Raw genomic sequence first — 17,814 nt, 5'->3', positions numbered from 1 at the left:
GCTTACAGCTTGAAACTTGAAGCTGTCAGGGAGGTCAGTGTTTGCATGTATTACGGTGAACGCTTCAACGCCTGGACGCACCTGGTCGGTGCCGTGCTGGCCTGTATCGGTGCCATCTGGCTGATCGTCGTGGCCGGATTGCAGGGCGATCCGTGGAAGATCGTCAGCTTTTCCATCTACGGCAGCACTCTACTGCTGCTCTACAGCATCTCAACGCTCTACCACAGCACCCGTGGGCGGGCGAAGGTGATCATGCGCAAGCTCGATCACTTGTCGATCTACCTGCTCATCGCCGGCAGCTACACGCCGTTCTGTCTGGTCAGCCTGCGCGGCCCCTGGGGCTGGAGCCTGTTCGGCGTGGTCTGGGGCCTGGCCTTGATCGGCATGCTCCAAGAGATCAAGCCGCGCTCCGAGGCGCGGGTGCTGTCGATCATCATCTATGCGGTGATGGGCTGGATCGTCCTGGTGGCGGTCAAGCCGTTGCTGCAGAGCCTGGGCGGCGCCGGCTTCGCCTGGCTGGCGGCCGGCGGTGCGTTCTACACCATCGGCATCCTGTTCTTCGCCTTCGACAGCCGCTTTCGCCATTGGCATGGCATCTGGCACCTGTTCGTCATCGCCGGCAGTCTCATGCACTTCGTCGCGGTGTTCTTCTACGTGCGTTAGAAGTCGCCCCACAGCTGCTGGGCCACCGACAGCGCCACGACCGGCGCGGTCTCGGTGCGCAGTACCCGTGGGCCAAGGCGTGCGGCGTGGAAGCCGGCGGCCTTGGCCTGGTCGACTTCGGCGTCGCTCAAGCCGCCTTCGGGGCCGATCAGGAATGCCAGGCGGCCGGGGTGTGCATGGCTGGTCAGCGGTTCAGCGACCGGGTGCAGCACCAGCTTGAGGTCGGCCTCGGTATCCTTGAGCCATTCGGCCAGGGTCACCGGCGGGTGGATCACCGGCAGCGTCGAGCGGCCGCACTGTTCGCACGCGCTGATCGCCACTTGCCGCCAATGGGCCAGGCGCTTGTCGGCGCGTTCGTCCTTCAGGCGCACTTCGCAGCGTTCGCTGACGATTGGCGTGATCGCGTTGGCGCCAAGCTCGGTGGCCTTCTGGATCGCCCAGTCCATCCGCTCGCCGCGGGACAGGCCCTGGCCCAGGTGGACATGCAATGGGGACTCGGCCTGGCCGGGCAAGGCCTGGTCCAGGGTGACGCGCACGGATTTCTTGCCGACGTCGAGCAACTGGCCACGAAACTCCTGGCCACTGCCGTCGAACAGTTGCACAGCGTCTCCGGGCGCCATGCGCAGCACGCGGCCAATGTAGTGGGCCTGGGCTTCGGGCAACTCGTGCTCGCCGAGGCTCAGGGGGGCGTCGATGAAGAAGCGGGACAGTCTCATGGCTTTGCTCAGGAAATGAAATGGACATCGTCCCCGTGGAAGTGGCGTTGGGCCGCTGCGATTTACTGGCGAATGCGAGGGGAAATCCTCGATCCGCATTCGCAGATGAACCCGCTTCCACAGGGGGCGAGGCGAGCCTCAGGGTTAGCCCGGATCGCGGAAGTCGGGGTGGAAGTTGGCCGGCACCGCCACGCTGACGCTGTCGCGGGTGGCGATGTCGATGCCTTCGCTGGCCACTTCGGCGAGGAAGTCGATCTGCTCCGGGGTGATCACGTAGGGCGGCAGGAAATACACCACGCTGCCCAGCGGTCGCAGCAGCGCGCCGCGGGTCAGGGCGTGTTCGAAGACCTTCAGGCCGCGCCGCTCCTGCCAGGGGTAGGCAGTCTTGCTGGTTTTGTCTTGGACCATCTCGATGGCCAGGGCCATACCGGTCTGGCGGATCTCGGCGACATGGGCGTGGTCGGCCAGGTGCGCAGTGGCGCTGGCCATGCGTGCCGACAGGGCCTTGTTGGCCTCGATCACGTTGTCTTGCTCGAAGATGTCCAGCGTCGCCAGGGCCGCGGCGCAGGCCAGCGGGTTACCCGTGTAGCTGTGCGAATGGAGGAACGCCCGCAGGGTCGGGTAATCGTCGTAGAACGCCTGGTAGACATCATCGGTGGTCAGGCAAGCGGCCAGCGGCAGGTATCCGCCGGTCAGGGCCTTGGATAGGCACAGGAAGTCCGGGCGGATCCCGGCCTGTTCGCAGGCGAACATCGTCCCTGTGCGGCCGAAGCCTACGGCGATTTCGTCGTGGATCAGGTGCACACCATAGCGGTCGCAGGCCTCGCGCAGCAGCTTGAGGTATACCGGGTGGTACATGCGCATTCCGCCAGCGCCCTGGATCAGCGGTTCGACGATCACGGCGGCGATGCTGGCGTGGTGCTCGGCCAGGGTCTGTTCCATGAGCGCGAACATGTTGCGTGAGTGCTCTTCCCAGCCCATGCCTTCGGGGCGCAGGTAGCAGTCCGGGCTCGGCACCTTGATGGTGTCGAGCAGCAACGCCTTGTAGGTCTCGGTGAACAGCGGCACGTCGCCCACCGACATGGCGGCGATGGTTTCTCCGTGATAGCTGTTGGTCAGGGTGACGAAGCGCTTCTTGTTCACCTGGCCTTTGTTCTGCCAGTAGTGGAAGCTCATCTTCAGCGCCACTTCGATGCACGACGAGCCGTTGTCGGCATAAAACACCCGGTCCAGCCCCGCCGGTGTCATGGCCACCAGGCGTTCGGACAGCTCGATTACCGGCTGGTGGCTGAAGCCGGCCAGGATCACGTGCTCGAGCTGATCGACCTGGTCCTTGATGCGCTGGTTGATGCGCGGATTGGCGTGGCCGAACACATTGACCCACCAGGAACTGACGGCGTCCAGGTAGCGCTTGCCTTCGAAGTCCTCCAGCCACACGCCTTCACCACGGCGGATCGGGATCAGCGGCAGCTGCTCGTGGTCTTTCATCTGGGTGCAGGGGTGCCAGAGGACCTTGAGGTCACGTTGCATCCACTGTTGGTTGAGGCCCATGGGCAGATCTCCTGGCGGGGCGTGCTGAGGCCGACAAGCCTAAGCAATGGGGCCGCGCAGGACAACCGACGCGCAGCGCGTGATTGCGTCGAAAATTAAATTTCCTGTGCTGGCAAGCACTTGATGTCACTACGCTGGCAGGGTCTGGAGACCTGACGTATTCTTAACGCATCTCGTCCCAGGGGCACTCTCCCCCTCTTTTCTGTCACTTCTGATCCGGAGTTCGCCAACATGGCTGCTGCTTGGGTGCGCCTGTGCGCGTTGGTATTGATTGGTGTCTCCAGCGGTGCCGCGCTGGCCAAGGACACGAGCCCCACGGCGATCGTCGTGGGTGGGGGCCTGGCAGGCCTGACCGCGGCCTATGAACTGCAGAACAAAGGCTGGCAGGTCACGCTGCTGGAGGCCAAGTCCGGCATGGGCGGCCGTTCGGGCCTGGCCACCAGCGAGTGGATCGGCAACGGCAAGAGCCAGCCGGTGCTCAACCAGTACCTGGACCGTTTCAAGCTTGAAACACTGCCCGCGCCTGAATTCGTACGCACCCCCGGCTACCTGATCGACGGCGAGTATTTCAGCGCCAGCGATCTGGCCACCAAGCAACCGGCCACCGCCGATGCGCTCAAGCGTTACGAGAAGACCCTCGATGATCTGGCCCGTTCGATCGAGGACCCGCTGAACCCGGCCGCCACCAGCACCTTGTTTGCCCTCGACCAGATGAACGTCTCCACCTGGCTGGACAAACTGCAACTGCCTGCCACGGCACGGCAATTGATCAACCAGCAGATCCGCACCCGTTACGACGAGCCGTCGCGTCTGTCGCTGCTCTATTTCGCCCAGCAGAACCGGGTCTACCGCGGTATCAGTGATCGTGACCTGCGCGCTGCCCGCCTGCCAGGCGGCAGCCCGGTGCTGGCGCAGGCCTTCGTCAAGCAACTCAAGACCATCAAGACCAGCTCGCCGGTCACCTCGATCGTCCAGGACAGCAAAGGCGTGACGGTCAAGGTCGGCAGCGTCGGCTACCAGGCCGATTATTTGGTCATGGCCGTGCCGCTGCGCGCCCTGGCGAAGATCCAGATGACTCCGGGGCTGGACAGCCAGCACCTGGCGGCCTTGAAAGGCACCAACTACGGTTGGCGCGACCAGATGATGCTCAAGTTCAAGAAACCCGTCTGGGAAAGCCGTGCGCGCATGTCCGGCGAAATCTTCAGCAATGCCGGCCTTGGCATGTTGTGGATCGAGCCGGCGCTCAAAGGCGGCGCGAATGTGGTGATCAACCTCTCGGGGGACAATGCCCGACTGCTGCAGGCCTTTGGCGACAAGCAGATGGTCGATCAGGTGCTGATTCGACTGCACGCGTTCTATCCGCAGGCCCGGGGCGCGTTTACCGGCTACGAAGTGCGCCGCTACAGCACCGACGCCGGTACTGGCGGCGCCTATCTGGCCTATGGCCCAGGCCAGATCAGCAAGTACTGGCGCCTGTGGGAGCGTCCGGTGCAACGCATAGCCTTCGCCGGCGAGCACACCGATGCACTCTACCCTGGCACCCTGGAAGGCGCGCTGCGCAGCGGCCAGCGTGCTGCCAGCCAGGTGCAGGACCTGGCGGCCGGCAAGTCGTTCGATCCGGCCAAGGCTGCACCGGTTGCCGCCGCCGCAGCGGGCGCGGTTGCCGCCAAGGACAAAGGTGGATTCTTCTCCAACCTGTTCGGCGGATCGTCCGGCAAGGCACCTGCCAAGGCGGACGCGGTGAAGGCAGAGGAAGCCAAGCAGGACAAGCCAGGCTTCTTCTCGCGCCTGTTCGGTGGCGGCGACAAGCCCCAGGCCAAAGCTGCACCGATCGCCAAGGCTGACGAGGTCGCACCGGTGGTAGCGCCGGAACCTGAGCCTGCCCCAGCGCCAGTGGCCAAGGAGGAGCCCGTCAAGCCAGCGGCGAGCAAGGTTGCACCTGCCAAGCCCGCCCAGGCCCACAAGCCGTCCGCCAAACAGGCCCACAAGCCCGCGCCGGTGAAAAAGACCACGGCCAAATCCGAGCCTGTGAAAAAACCACTGGCCAATACCCAGGCCAAGGCTGGCTGAGGACTCGGGCCCCTCGCGGTGAGCCGCTTCTTTTTGGGTAAACCCGCTCCCATTCGGATTGCGTTGTTTTAGGACATTGCAACCGATTGCGAGCGGGTTTACACAGCACTACGACAACCCGCCGCTGAACATCTATCGTTAATGTTTTCTTAATAGGAAACTTCCAAAATACCTATCGTATTTGTCGATAATCCCAAGCGAATTTTTCCGCTTTCTTTCGATACGTTACGCGTTAGTCTGTGCACAGCTTTCACGGAGAATCACGCCAACATGCAACTGCGCAACTCTGCTTCTCGCTACGGCCTGGTCAGTATCGTCATGCATTGGGGCGTGGCCCTGGCGGTCTTCGGGTTGTTCGGCCTCGGCCTGTGGATGGTCGGCCTGGACTACTACAGCCCCTGGCGCAAGTCCGCGCCCGATCTGCACAAGAGCATCGGCCTGGTGCTGTTGGCGGTGATGGTGCTGCGTGTACTTTGGCGTTTCGTCAGCCCGCCACCGCCGGCACCTGCCAACCATGGCGCATTCACCCGCCTGGCCGCGAAGCTTGGCCATGCGGTGCTGTACCTTGGGCTGTTCGCCGTGATGATTGCCGGGTACCTGATTTCCACCGCGGATGGGGTGGGCATCCCGGTATTCGACTGGTTCGAGGTTCCGGCGCTGGTCAGTGACCTGCCCGATCAGGCGGATACCGCCGGAGCCATTCACCTCTACCTGGCCTGGGGGCTGGTGATTTTTGCCATCCTGCATGCCTTGGCAGCTCTGAAACACCATTTCATCGACCGTGACGCGACCCTGAGCCGTATGCTGGGCCGCAAAGCTTGACTCTCTACCTCAATTGCATAGGAAGGAAGTAAGGATGTTCAAAAAGACTTTTGCCGCACTGGCGCTCGGTACCGCACTGCTCTCCGCCGGCCAGGCCATGGCTGCCGAGTACAAGATCGACAAGGAAGGCCAGCACGCGTTCGTCGACTGGAAGATCAGCCACCTGGGTTACAGCTTCATCCACGGTACCTTCAAGGACTTCGACGGCAACTTCACTTGGGACAGCGCCAAGCCTGAGGCCAGCAAGATCGCCGTCAATCTGAAGACCGCGAGCCTGTGGTCGAACCACGCCGAGCGTGACAAGCACATCGCCAGCGCTGACTTCCTGGACGTTAAGAAGTACCCGGAAGCCAAGTTCGTCTCCACCAGCGTCAAGTCGACCGGTGAAAAGACCGCTGACGTGACCGGCGATCTGACCATGCACGGCGTGACCAAACCTGTCACCTTCAAGGCAACCTTCAATGGCGAAGGCAAGGATCCATGGGGCGGCGAGCGTGCCGGCTTCAACGCCACCACCACGCTGAACCTGAACGACTTCGGCATCAAAGGCCCAGGCCCGTCCTCCCAGACCCTGGATCTGGACATCAGCGTCGAAGGCGTGAAGCAGAAGTAATTCGCTTTGTCCTGACGAAAAACGCCGCCCATTGGGCGGCGTTTTCGTTTGCGCGAGTGCTGGCTCAGCCCTTGCGGGTCAGCAAAGCAGGACGCTCACCGCGTGGGCGGCTCGGCAAGTCATCGAGTTGCTCCGGTGTCGGATAGCGATCGAGCTTGGACTCCTTGCGGATGATCACCGGCTGATGGGTTTCACGCGGGCTGCGAACGGCTGGCTCTTGGCGGGAGAAGTCGTCACGGCTCGAGGAGCGGTTGCGGCCGCCGCCATTATTGTCGCGGCGTGCACCGCCGTTGTTGTTGCGGGTGCGTTTCTCGCCGGAACCTTGCCCCTGGCTCTGACCTTGGCCTTTGCGCTGGCCGCCGCCATTGTTGCGTGGCTGGCCGCTGCCGTTGCGTTGGCCCTGCCCTTGGCCTTGACCCTGGCCGCCGCCTGGACGACGGTTACGGCCTTGGTTCTTGGCGTTTTGGTAGGGGCTGACGTAGTCGGCGCGGTTGCCGAAGTTGTCGATGTCGTCGTCCAGGAATTCTTCTGGATCACGGTCCACCGGAACCGACGGCATGCCGCTCTGGCCTTGGGCCGCTTGCTGCTGGCGGGGTTTCTTGTTGCGCGGCTTGCGCTGTTGCTGGGATTTCTCGCCGGACTTTTCCTGCTCGGCTGGCTTCTCGGAGGCGTGCTGCTTGGCCTTGCCTTTATCCTTGCCTTTGTCCTTGCGACCGCCGCTGCCGTCCTTGCTGCCTTCGGCGCGCTGCTGATTGCGGCCACCACGACCGTTGTTCTGCGGACGTTCGCGCACTTCCGGCTTCTCGGCTTCCACCTGGCTTGGGTCGAAGCCCATCAGGTCGCCGTCCGGGATCTTCTGCTTGGTGACCCGCTCGATGCTCTTGAGCAGTTTTTCTTCATCCGGCGCGACCATGGAGATGGCTTCGCCCGAACGGCCCGCTCGACCGGTACGGCCGATGCGGTGGACGTAGTCTTCCTCGACATTAGGCAGCTCGAAGTTGACCACGTGAGGCAGTTGGTCGATATCCAGGCCGCGGGCGGCGATATCGGTGGCGACCAGCACGCGCACGGTGTTGGCCTTGAAGTCGGCCAGGGCCTTGGTGCGGGCGTTCTGGCTCTTGTTGCCGTGAATCGCGGCAGCGCTCAGGCCGTGCTTTTCCAGGTACTCGGCCAGGCGGTTGGCGCCATGCTTGGTACGGGTGAATACCAGCACCTGCTCCCAGGCGCCGAGGGTGATCAGGTGGGCCAGCAGGGCACGCTTGTGGCTAGCCGGCAGGCGATAGACACGTTGCTCGATACGCTCGACCGTGGTGTTCGGCGGCGTGACTTCGATGCGCTCGGGGTTGTGCAGCAGCTTGTCGGCAAGGTCAGTGATGTCCTTGGAGAAGGTCGCCGAGAACAGCAGGTTCTGACGTTTGGCCGGCAGGCGGGAAAGGACTTTCTTGACGTCATGGATGAAGCCCATGTCGAGCATGCGGTCGGCTTCGTCGAGCACCAGGATTTCCACATGGGACAGGTCCACGCTGCCTTGGCCGGCCAGATCGAGCAGGCGGCCCGGGCAGGCGACCAGGACATCGACGCCCTTGGCCATGGCCTGGATCTGCGGATTCATGCCGACGCCGCCAAAGATGCAGGCGCTGATCAGGTTCAGATCACGGGCATAAACCTTGAAGCTGTCGTGTACCTGAGCTGCCAGCTCGCGGGTCGGGGTCAGCACCAGTACGCGAGGCTGACGCGGGCCGTGGCGCTGGGACTTGTCAGGGTGGCCACCGGGAAACAGACGCTCGAGGATCGGCAGTGCAAAACCGCCGGTTTTACCAGTACCTGTCTGGGCAGCGACCATCAGGTCGCGACCTTGCAACACGGCGGGAATGGCCCGCTGTTGCACCGGAGTGGGCTGGGTATAGCCCGCAGCCTCGATAGCGCGGACAAGAGCCTCGGAGAGACCGAGGGAAGCAAAGGACATGGGCAATCCTGTTCTCGTGGGGGCTGGGCCCGATGGGATGATCTGCCTGGCGCGACGGGCATCGGCGAGATGCGATCGCGTCCGGTCCAGCTGGGCATTCACTGCGCATCCGGGAGGCGGCGGGCGGCACTGGGTGCGTTGCCGACGGGTCGAGATGCCTGTTGCGAGGCCGAGCGTCCGGGCGTGAGCCGGGCGGGAAGGCCCGAGTATAACAGAGCTATCGCGCTCTGCTGTGTTCGTGCTGCTCAACGGCGTCAGGAATATTGCCGAGGTCGCTGTCGTAACGGGCATTGATGGCCGCATACGCAGGGTCTTGCTTGAAGCGTCGCAGCTCGTCGGCGAACGCCTGTGCCAAGCGTTCCCTTCCGGGTTTGTTCGCAAGTCCCAGGTATTGAGGGTGTCGGCTGATTACCAAGGGTAGCTCCTGAACCTGTCCCTCGAGCCCCAATTGCCGCCGCAACAGGCGCCCCGCACGGCGGTCTGTCACCAGTAGATCGATGCGCCCGAGCATCAACTTGCCGAAATTCGCCTCATGGGTGGGCGCCGGCTCTCGACGAAACAGGAAGGACTCGCTGAACGCCCGGCTGTAGGTGTAGCCCGGCGAGGTCCCTACGGTAAGGCCCGCAAGGTCTTTCAGGCGTTCGATGGCGTGAGGCCTGGCGTCGGCCTGGAACAGCACGAACTCAACCTCCGAGAGTGCCTCGTCCGGGTAGACCATGAACGGTTTGCGCGAATCGACCTGGAAGATGTCCAGCACACCGTCGGCCGCACCTTGCTCCACCATGGCGAGACAGCGTTTCCAGGGCAGCAGTTGCCAGTCGACATCGATGCCGAGTCGCTTGAGCACTTCGTTGGCGACTTCGTAGTCGATGCCTTTGGGCTGGCCTTCGTGCCAGTAGATATAGGGCGCCCAGTCATCGCTAACCAAGCGCAGGCGCTCCGCCTTGGCAAACGGGCTCAGGCAGACGAGCAGCAGGGCGCAAAGAAGGGGGGTTAAGTCAGGCATGGCGGCAGCGTACGTCCAATGTGTGTCCGAGGCCAGTGAAGCCTGTCGTCAGCCTTTGTCAGGCTTGAGCAGATGATCCCGCACGTCCTGATACTTGCTCCCCAAAGACAGACGTAAGCCAGGGTGGTGCAACAATTGGTGCAGTTGTTCGCTGTTCAGGCGCCCTTGGCGTTGCTGAAGATTTTCCAGTGCCTTGTCCCACCAGGCGAAGGTACAGGCCCGATCGAATTCGTTGGCATAGGGGTAGCAGCCGTACAGCAACTCCCGAGCAAATTGGCGTTGGTGGCGGGGCAGTGTCAGGCTCAGGGCCTTGTATCCCAGGCGATGCAAGGTGGGCGGTTTTGGCAGGCGGTCGTTGACCAGGGCTACGTCGGCCAGGGCGGCCTCGCCCAGAGGGTCATCCCCGTGCTTGTGCAACCAGGCCTGGATCTTGGCGCGGAACAGGTCCTTGCGGCTCCAGTAGTGGTGGATGACGTCGGTGCAGTCGGTCAGCGTCAGCGTGCGATAGGCCGCCACGGCCAGACAGAACTCTTCGAGGGTATAGGCGTTGGGGACGATGGGGTGGAACTCGTCCATCAGCGCGATCGATTGGTCGAGTGCTCCTGAATCCTCTGCCGCAAGGCCGATGACGCCGGAGTTGACCAGGTTCATGTGGTCATCCGCCAGGCCGCGCGCGTGCAGGATGTTGCGCAGGCCTTGGTACAGGTCGGTGTTCGGGTTTTCGCCATAGCGTGCGCAGATGGCGTTGCACAGCAGATGGCCGGGCTTGACGCGACGCAGCAGTTCCATCGGCGATTGGCGGAAGAACGTGTCGGTGTCGATCAGCACCGCCTGGGAATGCTGCTCGAGGGCCTGGCGTAACAGAACATGCTTGCTGCGAAAATGGTAGCCATGGGGTTGGGCCCAGGCCGCGCGCGTGGCATCGCAGATAAGGTGAACGGTGACCGGGAGTTTCGCGTAGGGCGCGGGGTCGTCGGTATGGACCTGGATGTCCAGGGCTTGGCTGCCGGACTCTTTCAGCTGGGCGAGGGCGCTGATGATGCTGAAGCAAGCTTCCTGATGGTAGGTCTTTGCACCGAACGCTAGATAGATGAGCTGAGGTGCCGAGGAAGGCAAAGGCTGCATGGGCGGCTCGCTAACAGGTCTAAGGCTGGATGAAAGGTTTTAGCCTAATACCTAAGCCTTAAAGCTGCCTTAAGGACCTGTTAGCGAAATATGTCAGCGCGGCAGCTTCAGGTTGTTCCAGATCGCCAGGCTCGGCTCGGCCTGGTTCAACGTGTAGAAGTGCAGGCCCGGTGCGCCGCCTTGGAGCAACTGCTCGCACATGCGGGTGATCACCTCTTCGCCGAACGCCTGGATGCTGGCGGTGTCGTCGCCATAGGCTTCCAGCTGCTTACGAATCCAGCGGGGGATCTCAGCACCGCAGGCGTCGGAGAAGCGCGCCAGCTTGCTGTAGTTGGTGATCGGCATGATGCCGGGCACGACCGGGATGTCCACACCCATCTTCTGCACGCGCTCTACGAAATAGAAGTAGCTCTCGGCATTGAAGAAGTACTGGGTGATGGCGCTGTTTGCACCGGCCTTGACCTTGTGCACGAAGTTGGTGAGATCGGACTCGAAATTGCGCGCCTGAGGGTGCATCTCCGGGTAGGCCGCGACTTCCAGATGGAAGTGATCGCCGCTTTCCTGGCGGATGAACTCGACCAGGTCGCTGGCATAGCGCAGCTCGCCATAGGCCATGCCCATGCCAGACGGGAGGTCGCCGCGCAGGGCAACGATGCGCTTGATGCCTGCTGCCTTGTACTGGGCGATCAGGGCGCGCAGCTCTTCCTTGCTGTCACCGACGCAAGACAAGTGTGGCGCGGCAGGAATCTTCACTTCGCTTTCCAGCTGCAGCACCGTGTTCAGGGTGCGATCGCGGGTGGAACCACCGGCACCGTAGGTGCAGGAGAAGAAATCGGGGTTGTAGCCCGCCAGCTGGCGAGCGACCGCCATCAGCTTTTCATGGCCGGCATCGGTCTTGGTGGGGAAAAACTCGAAACTGTAGCGGCGTTCTTGTGACATCACTCGTTCCTCGTGCAGCCCGCCTCACGCGGCAAGCTGCAAGTAAAAGCCAGATCGGTGATGGCCGATCTGGCTTGGCATCGTTCAAGATTCCTTAGCCTGGGCTTCAAGCGGCATCGGCGCGCTCTGCCGCTGCTTGCCGCTTGAAGCTTGCCGCTTAGTAGCGGTAGGTGTCCGGCTTGAACGGGCCTTCGACGGTCACGCCGATATATTCGGCCTGCTGCGGGGTCAGCTGGGTGACCACGCCGCCGAAGCCGCGGACCATTTCCAGGGCCACTTCTTCGTCGAGTTTCTTGGGCAGTACTTCCACGGTCAAGCGCTCGGCCTTTTGTGCGGCAGGCAGTTGGGCGAACTTCTGCTCGAACAGGAAGATCTGGGCCAGCACCTGGTTGGCAAACGAGCCGTCCATGATGCGGCTTGGGTGGCCAGTGGCGTTGCCCAGGTTCACCAGGCGGCCCTCGGCCAGCAGGATCAGGTAGTCGTCGTTCTGCGGATCGAAGGTGCCAGCGCCGGTACGGTGGATCTTGTGAACCTGCGGCTTGACCTCTTCCCATGCCCAGTTCTTGCGCATGAAGGCGGTGTCGATCTCGTTGTCGAAGTGACCGATGTTGCAGACAACGGCGCGCTTCTTCAGGGCCTTGAGCATGTTGGCGTCGCAGACGTTGACGTTACCGGTGGTGGTGACGATCAGGTCGATGCGGCCCAGCAGGTCTTTGTTGATGCCGGCCTCGGTGCCGGTGTTGATACCGTCCTTGAACGGCGAGACGACTTCGAAGCCGTCCATGCAGGCCTGCATGGCACAGATCGGGTCGACTTCGGTGACCTTGACGATCATGCCTTCCTGACGCAGGGACTGGGCCGAGCCCTTGCCCACGTCTCCGTAGCCGATCACCAGGGCTTGCTTGCCCGACAGCAGGTGGTCGGTACCACGCTTGATGGCATCGTTGAGGCTGTGACGGCAACCGTATTTGTTGTCGTTCTTGCTCTTGGTGACCGAGTCGTTGACGTTGATCGCCGGAACTTTCAGCTCGCCTTTGGCCAGCATGTCCAGCAGACGGTGCACGCCAGTGGTAGTTTCTTCGGTGATGCCATGGATCTTCTCCAGCATCGCCGGGTACTTCTTGTGCAGGATTTCGGTCAGGTCACCGCCGTCGTCCAGAACCATGTTGGCGTCCCATGGCTGACCGTCCTTGAGGATGGTCTGCTCGATGCACCATTCGTACTCCTGCTCGGTCTCGCCCTTCCAGGCGAAAACCGGAATGCCGGCGGCGGCGATGGCGGCAGCGGCCTGGTCCTGGGTCGAGAAGATGTTGCACGACGACCAGCGCACCTCGGCACCCAGGGCGACCAGGGTCTCGATCAGCACGGCGGTCTGGATGGTCATGTGGATGCAGCCCAGGATCTTGGCGCCTTTGAGCGGTTGCTCAGCCTGGTACTTGCGACGCAGGCCCATCAGCGCGGGCATTTCCGATTCGGCGATGATGACTTCCTTGCGGCCCCAGTCGGCCAGGGAAATGTCGGCGACCTTGAAGTCGGAAAAACCTGCAGGCGTGTTTACAGCGCTCATCGAGAGCCTCCATTCGTAGTGTGCGAATGGGCGCCGTTGTGCGTTAGGCGTCCGCAGTGCGGACAACGCCCCAACCGAGCCTGACAGGCCGAGCCTGCTGCAGCGCCCCTCGGATGGGTGGCGGGATGGCCCCCGCGGCGGGTGGCCATGTGAATCGGCAGGGATTATAGCCGTGGCGTCGTGCCACGCCCAAGGTTTTCTGTCGCTTAATCGAGACGATAGTCGATGTTCAATGGAGAGGTGCCAAAGGCTCTGCCATCATTACCCTACGTTAGCCAAGCAGGTCAGGAGTACCGATGAATTTCCACACCCGCAAATGGGTAAAACCCGAAGACCTCAATCCCAACGGCACCCTGTTCGGTGGCAGCTTGCTGCGCTGGATCGACGAAGAGGCGGCGATCTACGCCATCGTCCAGTTGGGCAACCAGCGCGTGGTCACCAAGTACATGTCGGAAATCAACTTTGTCAGTGCCTCGCGTCAGGGCGACATCATCGAGCTGGGCATTACCGCCACCGAGTTCGGCCGTACGTCCATCACTCTCAAGTGTGAAGTGCGCAACAAGATCACCCGTAAAAGCATCCTGACCGTCGACAAGATGGTCTTCGTCAACCTGGGCGAGGACGGCCTGCCGGCCCCCCATGGGCGAACCGAGATCAAGTACATCCAGGACCAGTTCCCCGATACCGCGGTGGAATGACATCGGGGGCCGCGAAAGCAGCCCCAAAAGCCTCAAGGCTGTGCAGTAACCCCGCGCACCACCCGCCCGATGCTCAACCCCTGCACCAGGATCGAAGACAGCACCACGATGTAGGTGATCGACAGCAGCAGGTCACGCTCGGCGCCAGCGGGCAGCGACAGCGCCAGGGCCACCGACACTCCGCCGCGCAAACCTCCCCAGGTCAGTACGCGGACAGTCCCCTTGGGCACGCTGCGCCAGCGGCGCAGCAATACGATCGCAGGCGCCACGGTCAGCAGGCGCGACAGCAGCACTGCCACGGCCAGCACGCTCCCGGCGGCCAGGTGCAGCCAGTTGAACGGCAGTAGTAACAATTCCAGGCCGATCAGGGCGAACAGCAGGGCATTGAGCATGTCGTCGATCAATTCCCAGAAACCGTCCATGTAGCGACGGGTCATGTCGTTCATCGCTAGGTTACGCCCCAGGTTGCCGATGATCAGGCCGGCCACCACCATTGCGATCGGCGCCGACACATGCAGCTCGTAGCACATGGCCGAGCCGCCGATCACCAATGCCAGGGTCAGCATCACCTCGACCTGGTACTGCTCGACGCTCTTGATCATGCGATAGGTGGCGTAACCAATCACACCGCCAAAGGCGATCCCGCCAATGGCTTCTCGGGCGAACAGCAAGGCGGTGTCGGCAAAGCTTGGCGCCTCGCCGAGCTGGACGATGCCCAGCAGGACGGTGAATACCACCACCGCCGTGCCGTCATTGAACAGCGACTCGCCCACGATCGTAGTCTTGAGTGGCTTGGAGGCATTGGCGGTACGCAGTGCGCCGAGTACGGCGATCGGGTCGGTGGGGGAGATCAGCGCGCCGAACAGCAGGCAGTAGATCAGCGGCACGTTCCAACCGAACATCGAGAAAACCCAATGGGCCAGATAGCCGATGACCAGCGTGGCGATCAGTACTCCGAAGGTGGCCAGCAGGCCGATCGGCCAGCGGTAGCTGCGCAAATCGGCGAGGTTGACGTGCAGCGCGCCGGCGAACAGCAGGAACGACAGCATCCAGTGCATCAACAGGTCGTTGAAATCGATCTGGTTCATCAGCCCCTCGACGCGCGCTTCCAGGCCGGGGAAGCCGATCAGGCTCAGGCCTTGCAGGATCAAGGAGAACAGCAGGGCGGTGACCATCACGCCGATGGCCGGCGGCAGGCCGATGAAGCGGTAATTGACGTAGGTGAGGAGGGTGGTCAGGCAGATAAAAGCGGCAACAAGTTCAAGCATCCGAAATCCTGTGACAGTGGCTTCCAAGTCGTTACCCGAAATGCTCGGGCAGTTCTTTGATGGTCTGGTGAGCGTTTCGGGACACACCTTATGACCCGATCCGAAAGATTCGTTCCGCCGGACAGGGCGCTGATTCCTACATTAGGGCTGGAAATCGATATAGTGTCGGACAATCAGGCCAACGAGGGCCTGGACTCTGTGCAAGGACCCTCCCGTGTTGGCAACTTCGCTGGTTTTGGTCGCGGCCCTGCTCCACGCGACTTGGAATACCCTGATCAAATTCAGTGGCGAGCGTTTGCTGGTGATTGCCAGCATGGACCTGGTAGCCCTCGCCTTCGCCGTGGCGGCGGTGGCGTTCGTAGACATTCCTCCGGCGCACATCTGGCCTTGGTTGCTCGCATCGGCGCTGGCCGAGCAGCTGTACCGCTTTTTGTTGATCCAGGCGTATCGGGTTGGCGATCTGGGGCTGGTCTATCCTCTGATGCGCGGCCTGTCGCCCTTGGTGGTGCTGGGGCTGACGCTGGCCTTTGCCGGAGAATCGCTCAGCGACAAGCAGATCATTGGCATCCTGCTGATTCCGTGCGGCATGGCCTGCCTGCTCTGGCAGGGCGGCGGCGGGGATCGGCTGCCGTGGTCGATGCTGCCAGTGGTCGCGCTGATCGGTCTGTGCATCGGTTGCTACACCTGGTTCGACGGCAGGGCCGTGCAAATCTGGGGCAAGCCGTTGGATTACCTGGTGTGGTTGACCTTGCTCAGTGCTTGGCCGTTTCCGTTGCTGGCAAGCGTGGCGCGGCGGGCGCCGTTCGTGTTGTTCTGGCGCACCCAGTGGCGCCTGGGGTTGGCGGTGGGGTTGTGCGTGTTGTTGAGCTATGCCCTGGTGCTATGGGCCATGCACCTGGGGTCGGTTGCCGAAGCGGCGGCATTGCGGGAGCTGAGCGTGATCCTCGTGGTGCTGCTGGGCATGCGCTACCTCAAAGAACCTTTTGGCGGGCCAAGACTCCTAGCTTGCGGGCTGGTCCTGGCTGGCATGCTGGTGATGAAGCTCTGAAACCGATCATTTGAACAAGGAGTCCTTTCCATGACCGTTGCCCTGTGGTGCATCCTGATTGCCATGATCCTGCCGCCGCTGTGTGGGTTGACGGCGAAACTGAGCAGTGGCCGTTTCGGCTTGCGTGAAAACCACGATCCGCGCGCCTTCCTCGATACCTTGTCGGGCCTGCCACGCCGTGCCCATGCCGCCCAGCAGAACGGCTTCGAGGCCTTTCCCGCTTTTGCTGCCGCGGTGCTCGTTGCCGATATCGTCGGTAACGCGGAGCAGGTGACGCAGGATGTACTGGCGGTGCTGTACATCACCAGTCGCCTACTCTTCATCATCTGCTACCTGGCCGACCTGGCCATCCTGCGTTCACTGGTGTGGTTTGCCGGGCTGGCGCTGATCATTGCGTTTTTCGTGGTTTCCATCTGAAAGCGTGTCGCGCTCTTCGCGGTTAAACCCGCTCCCCCATGGCACTGTGGGTCTTGAGGTCTGTGCAGGCTTGTGGGAGCGGGTTCCGCCGCGAAGCATCCAACCCTGATCAAGGGACTTTCGGCACCTCAGGCAGCGCCGCGCCCTTGGGCCACAGCATCCAGATCTGCCCTGGCTGCTTCATGTTCCCTGCCAGTTCGCCGGCCTGCGGGCCAGTTCCCCAGAACAGGTCTGCGCGGACCTCGCCGGTGATGGCGCCGCCGGTGTCCTGGGCGCCCACCGGACGCACCACCGGGCTACCATCCGGACGGGTAGTGGACAGCCACAGCAGGCTGCCCAGGGGGATCACCTTGCGATCGATGGCGACGCTGTAACCGGCGGTCAACGGCACGTTCAACGAGCCGCGCGGGCCTTCATTGCTGTCTGGACGGGTGCCAAAGAATACGTAGCTGGGGTTGCTTGCCAGCAGCTCGGGAACCCGCTGCGGGTTGGCCTGGGCCCAGGCGTGAATGCTGCCCATGGTCACGTCTTCTTTCTTCAACTGGCCTTGCTCCACCAGCCAGCGACCGATGGGACGGTAGGGATGGCCGTTCTGGTCGGCGTAGCCCAGGCGCAGTTGGCGTCCGTCTTCTAGCTGAATGCGCCCGGAGCCCTGGATCTGCAGGAATTGCAGGTCCATCGGATCGGTCAGCCAGGCCAGTACCGGCGCTTTCACGCCGTCGCGGTTGATCACTTCAGCGGTGTCGTAGGGCTTGAGCACGCGGCCATCGAGGCGCCCGCGCAGGCGTTTGCCTTTTAGTTCCGGGTAGATGCTGGCCAAGTCGACCACGATCATGTCTTCGGGAATACCGTACACCGGCACGTGGGCGGTCTCGGTACGGCTGAGGCTTCCGGGGTAAACCGGTTCGTAGTAACCGGTGATCAGGCCGTGGGCGTTGTTCTGCGCTGAACGCAGGCCGTAGACCGACAGGTTCTGCTGTAGGAAGGCACGGATCTGGGCGGCGTCTTCAGGCATGCGGGCCGCGGCCTCGCAGGTAGCGGCCCAGACCGGGTCACGCTTGAGCTTTTCGCATCCATTGCGCCAGGCCTGGAAACCGGCCAACAGGTCGTCGTCGCTGACGCTTGGCAGGTCTTGCCAGGTGGCCGGGGCGTAGGTCGCCACGGCGTGGGGTTCGGGTTTGGCATTCTCGCCGCCGTTGCAACCGGCCAGCAGGGCCAGGGTGGGAAGCGCCCAGGCAAGGTGGCGCAGAGCAGATCTCATGGTTGAATCCTTGAATGGGCGGCCTGTACGGCTGCCCATGTTTTTCGTGGGGGTATTGGTCTTTGTCGAGCAGGCGAGGATACT

Annotated in this window: 16 protein-coding genes and 1 riboswitch; of the genes, 7 read left to right on the top strand and 9 right to left on the bottom strand. The window is 62.5% G+C overall.

Annotated features, from left to right (window positions below; all coding sequences use genetic code 11):
- Window positions 1–45 precede the first annotated feature (45 nt).
- A complete protein-coding gene (gene trhA, locus BLS27_RS03940) occupies window positions 46–663 on the top strand; it encodes a PAQR family membrane homeostasis protein TrhA (protein ID WP_043207212.1) in 618 nt (205 codons plus the stop codon).
- On the opposite strand, the gene BLS27_RS03935 is transcribed toward trhA, so the two are convergent.
- Both BLS27_RS03935 and BLS27_RS03930 read right to left on the bottom strand, forming a co-directional pair.
- Entirely contained in the window at window positions 660–1,379 is a 720-nt protein-coding gene (locus tag BLS27_RS03935; RefSeq protein WP_090343258.1) for a 16S rRNA (uracil(1498)-N(3))-methyltransferase, read from the bottom strand. The two genes, trhA and BLS27_RS03935, sit on opposite strands and share 4 nt — an antisense overlap.
- Before the next feature lie 144 nt (window positions 1,380–1,523).
- Window positions 1,524–2,930: an adenosylmethionine--8-amino-7-oxononanoate transaminase gene (locus BLS27_RS03930; protein ID WP_090343256.1), complete on the bottom strand. Its 1,407-nt coding sequence runs from the start codon at window positions 2,928–2,930 to the stop codon at window positions 1,524–1,526.
- Window positions 2,931–3,161: 231 nt separating this feature from the next.
- Here BLS27_RS03930 and BLS27_RS03925 point away from each other — a divergent pair, with 231 nt between their 5' ends.
- From BLS27_RS03925 to BLS27_RS03915, 3 genes are all read left to right on the top strand, one after another.
- Window positions 3,162–5,000, top strand: coding sequence for a flavin monoamine oxidase family protein (locus tag BLS27_RS03925; RefSeq protein ID WP_090343254.1), 1,839 nt, complete (start codon window positions 3,162–3,164; stop codon window positions 4,998–5,000).
- A 270-nt stretch (window positions 5,001–5,270) separates the two neighbouring features.
- Window positions 5,271–5,822 (top strand): cytochrome b, encoded by a 552-nt coding sequence (locus BLS27_RS03920; protein WP_043207219.1) that lies wholly within the window; start codon window positions 5,271–5,273, stop codon window positions 5,820–5,822.
- A 34-nt stretch (window positions 5,823–5,856) separates the two neighbouring features.
- Window positions 5,857–6,435 (top strand): YceI family protein, encoded by a 579-nt coding sequence (locus tag BLS27_RS03915; protein WP_043207221.1) that lies wholly within the window; start codon window positions 5,857–5,859, stop codon window positions 6,433–6,435.
- Between the two features lie 64 nt (window positions 6,436–6,499).
- Here the strand turns inward: BLS27_RS03915 and rhlE2 are convergent, their stop codons facing one another.
- From rhlE2 to ahcY, 5 genes are all read right to left on the bottom strand, one after another.
- Window positions 6,500–8,401 (bottom strand): RNA helicase RhlE2, encoded by a 1,902-nt coding sequence (gene rhlE2, locus BLS27_RS03910; protein WP_208599401.1) that lies wholly within the window; start codon window positions 8,399–8,401, stop codon window positions 6,500–6,502.
- A gap of 217 nt (window positions 8,402–8,618) precedes the next feature.
- Window positions 8,619–9,407 (bottom strand): substrate-binding periplasmic protein, encoded by a 789-nt coding sequence (locus tag BLS27_RS03905; protein WP_043207226.1) that lies wholly within the window; start codon window positions 9,405–9,407, stop codon window positions 8,619–8,621.
- 48 nt (window positions 9,408–9,455) lie between these two features.
- Entirely contained in the window at window positions 9,456–10,532 is a 1,077-nt protein-coding gene (locus tag BLS27_RS03900; protein ID WP_090343250.1) for a hypothetical protein, read from the bottom strand.
- Between the two features lie 93 nt (window positions 10,533–10,625).
- On the bottom strand, window positions 10,626–11,471 hold the full coding sequence (gene metF / locus BLS27_RS03895) for a methylenetetrahydrofolate reductase [NAD(P)H] (protein ID WP_043207230.1): 846 nt from the start codon (window positions 11,469–11,471) through the stop codon (window positions 10,626–10,628).
- 157 nt (window positions 11,472–11,628) lie between these two features.
- The gene (gene ahcY, locus BLS27_RS03890; RefSeq protein ID WP_043207233.1) at window positions 11,629–13,038 is read right to left on the bottom strand and encodes an adenosylhomocysteinase; all 1,410 of its coding nucleotides are present in this window, start codon (window positions 13,036–13,038) and stop codon (window positions 11,629–11,631) included.
- A 21-nt stretch (window positions 13,039–13,059) separates the two neighbouring features.
- Window positions 13,060–13,155, bottom strand: a riboswitch (S-adenosyl-L-homocysteine riboswitch).
- Between the two features lie 179 nt (window positions 13,156–13,334).
- Here ahcY and BLS27_RS03885 point away from each other — a divergent pair.
- A complete protein-coding gene (locus BLS27_RS03885) occupies window positions 13,335–13,736 on the top strand; it encodes an acyl-CoA thioesterase (RefSeq protein WP_043207235.1) in 402 nt (133 codons plus the stop codon).
- Between the two features lie 32 nt (window positions 13,737–13,768).
- Here the strand turns inward: BLS27_RS03885 and BLS27_RS03880 are convergent, their stop codons facing one another.
- The gene (locus BLS27_RS03880; RefSeq protein WP_043207237.1) at window positions 13,769–15,004 is read right to left on the bottom strand and encodes a cation:proton antiporter; all 1,236 of its coding nucleotides are present in this window, start codon (window positions 15,002–15,004) and stop codon (window positions 13,769–13,771) included.
- A gap of 214 nt (window positions 15,005–15,218) precedes the next feature.
- Between BLS27_RS03880 and BLS27_RS03875 the strand changes: the two genes are divergently transcribed.
- Entirely contained in the window at window positions 15,219–16,052 is an 834-nt protein-coding gene (locus BLS27_RS03875) for an EamA family transporter (RefSeq protein ID WP_043207239.1), read from the top strand.
- 30 nt (window positions 16,053–16,082) lie between these two features.
- Window positions 16,083–16,469 carry an MAPEG family protein gene (locus BLS27_RS03870; RefSeq protein ID WP_043207241.1) on the top strand — a complete coding sequence of 129 codons (387 nt, stop codon included), beginning with the start codon at window positions 16,083–16,085 and terminating at the stop codon, window positions 16,467–16,469.
- Between the two features lie 109 nt (window positions 16,470–16,578).
- Here the strand turns inward: BLS27_RS03870 and mltA are convergent, their stop codons facing one another.
- Complete coding sequence (gene mltA, locus BLS27_RS03865; RefSeq protein WP_090343247.1) at window positions 16,579–17,730, bottom strand: murein transglycosylase A; 1,152 nt, start codon at window positions 17,728–17,730, stop codon at window positions 16,579–16,581.
- Window positions 17,731–17,814 lie beyond the last annotated feature (84 nt).

Origin of the sequence: Pseudomonas guariconensis (assembly GCF_900102675.1) — a bacterium.
In the GTDB taxonomy this organism is placed as follows: domain Bacteria; phylum Pseudomonadota; class Gammaproteobacteria; order Pseudomonadales; family Pseudomonadaceae; genus Aquipseudomonas; species Aquipseudomonas guariconensis.
The sequence above is the reverse complement of the archived record's forward strand: the minus strand, read 5'-3'. Positions and strand labels throughout refer to the sequence as shown.